Raw genomic sequence first — 1,947 nt, 5'->3', positions numbered from 1 at the left:
GAAAGAAAAAACCGCGTGGTTTCGGCCACGCACATCAGCAAAGGACAGATCATGTCGATGAGCAATCCCTTCGAGGGCAAGGAAATCTGGTTCGGCGTCGGATCGCAGGACCTCTACGGCGAGGAGGCGCTTCGCCAGGTGGCCGAGCAGTCCACCGAGATCGTGGACAAGCTGAACTCCACCGGCCGCATCCCGGCGAAACTGGTTCTCAAGCCCACGCTCAAATCCTCCGATGGAGTAAAGGAGTTCATGACCGAGGCCTCCGCCGACCCCGCCTGCATCGGCGTCATCGCCTGGATGCATACGTTCTCCCCGGCCAAGATGTGGATCCGTGGGCTCGAGGCGCTCCGCAAGCCGCTTCTCCAGCTGAACACGCAGCATCACTTTGAGATCCCGTGGGACACCATCGATATGGATTTCATGAACCTCAACCAAGCCGCCCATGGCGATCGCGAGTTCGGCTACATCGTCACCCGTCTGGGGGTTCCGCGCAAGATCGTCGTCGGTCATTACACCGATCCGGACGTCGCGGACCGCATCGGCGCATGGGCCCGCGCCTGCGCCGGGTGGGACGCCTCCAACGATATGAAGGTCATGCGCTGGGGCGACAACATGCGTAATGTGGCCGTCACCGAAGGTGATAAGACCGAGGCAGAGCGTGTTTTCGGCGCCTCGATCAACACGTGGGCTGTAAACGAGCTGGTGTCCTACGTGGACAATGTCAAGGACGATCAGGTCAAGGCCATCATCGAGGACTACAAGGCCAAGTACGACGTCGCTCCCGAGCTCCTCGACGAGCGTTACGACTCCCTGTTCACCGCCGCCAAGGAGGAGGCCGGCATGGTGAACATGATGAACGACTACGGGACCACCGCCGGCGTGGACAACTTCGAGGATCTGGGAACGCTCAGCCAGCTTCCGGGCGTCGGGCCGCAGCGATTCCCTGCCGAGTATGGCTGGGGATTCTCCGCCGAGGGCGACTGGAAGACCGCCGTCCTTGTGCGCATCGCCAGCGTGATGGGATTCGGACTCGACGGCGGAGCCTCCCTGATGGAGGACTACTCCTACAACTTCGTTCCCGGCCATGAGAAGATCATGGGCTCCCACATGCTTGAGGTCTCACCGTCCGTGGGCACCATCGCTAAGCCCTCCCTAGAGATCCATCCCTTGGGAATCGGCGGCAAGGCCGATCCCGTGCGTCTCGTCTTCACCGTCGCACCCAAGGAGGATGCGGTCGTGGTGTCCATGTCTGATGTGCGTGAACGTTTCCGTCTGCTCATGAACGTGGTCGACGTCGTCGAGCCCGACGGATCATTGGAGAAGCTGCCCTGCGCCCGCGGACTCTGGGTGTCGCGTCCCGGTCTCAAGGCCTCGGCCGAGTGCTGGCTGCGTGCCGGCGGCTCGCACCACACCTGCATGACGACATCAATCGGTCGTGAGGCGTGGGAGGACTTCGCGCGCATAGCCGGCGTGGAGCTCGCGGTCATCGACGAGGACACCACGCCGCGCGAGTTCGAGCGCGATCTGCAGATCAGCGAGATGTATCACCGTCTCGACAACCGCCACTGAGGGATAACGGGCGTCAAGAGTAGTATCTGCCTGTGTCTTGTAGTTACGTGTTGGGATGGCTTGTCCCAGGAGGCTGCCAGTTATGACGGACATCACTGTTCCCATGATTTCCCTGGCGGATGGCAATGCCATTGCGCAGGTCGGTTTGGGTGTTCTGCGCGTGGATGATGAGCAGACCACCCCGGTGGTGGAGTCCGCATTGTCGTTGGGGTACCGCCACATCGACGGGGCGGCCGGGTACGGCAACGAGGCGGGGATCGGCCGTGCGCTTAAGGCGACGGGATATGATCAGGGCATTCGCCACCGCGATTTGTGGGTCACGACGAAGCTTAGGGACAGTGAGCAGGGGTACGAGTCCACCCTGCGCGCCTTCGATCG

General features: G+C 61.9%; 2 protein-coding genes. Both read left to right on the top strand.

Annotated features, from left to right (window positions below):
- The first annotated feature begins 51 nt into the window (after positions 1–51).
- On the top strand, positions 52–1,569 hold the full coding sequence (gene araA / locus Q1X90_RS03445; protein ID WP_300766557.1) for an L-arabinose isomerase: 1,518 nt from the start codon (positions 52–54) through the stop codon (positions 1,567–1,569).
- Positions 1,570–1,651: 82 nt separating this feature from the next.
- A partial coding sequence (locus Q1X90_RS03440) for an aldo/keto reductase (protein ID WP_300766555.1) occupies positions 1,652–1,947 on the top strand: 296 nt, incomplete at its 3' end.

This window comes from uncultured Bifidobacterium sp., from assembly GCF_949292005.1.
GTDB lineage: Bacteria > Actinomycetota > Actinomycetes > Actinomycetales > Bifidobacteriaceae > Bifidobacterium.
Note: the sequence above shows the minus strand (reverse complement) of the source record. Positions and strands in the feature narration are given on the sequence as shown.

What these genes read in the sequence shown, in the direction of transcription:
- araA (WP_300766557.1), top strand. Translation starts at nt 52, where the DNA reads ATGTCGATGAGCAATCCCTTCGAGGGCAAGGAAATCTGGTTCGGCGTC.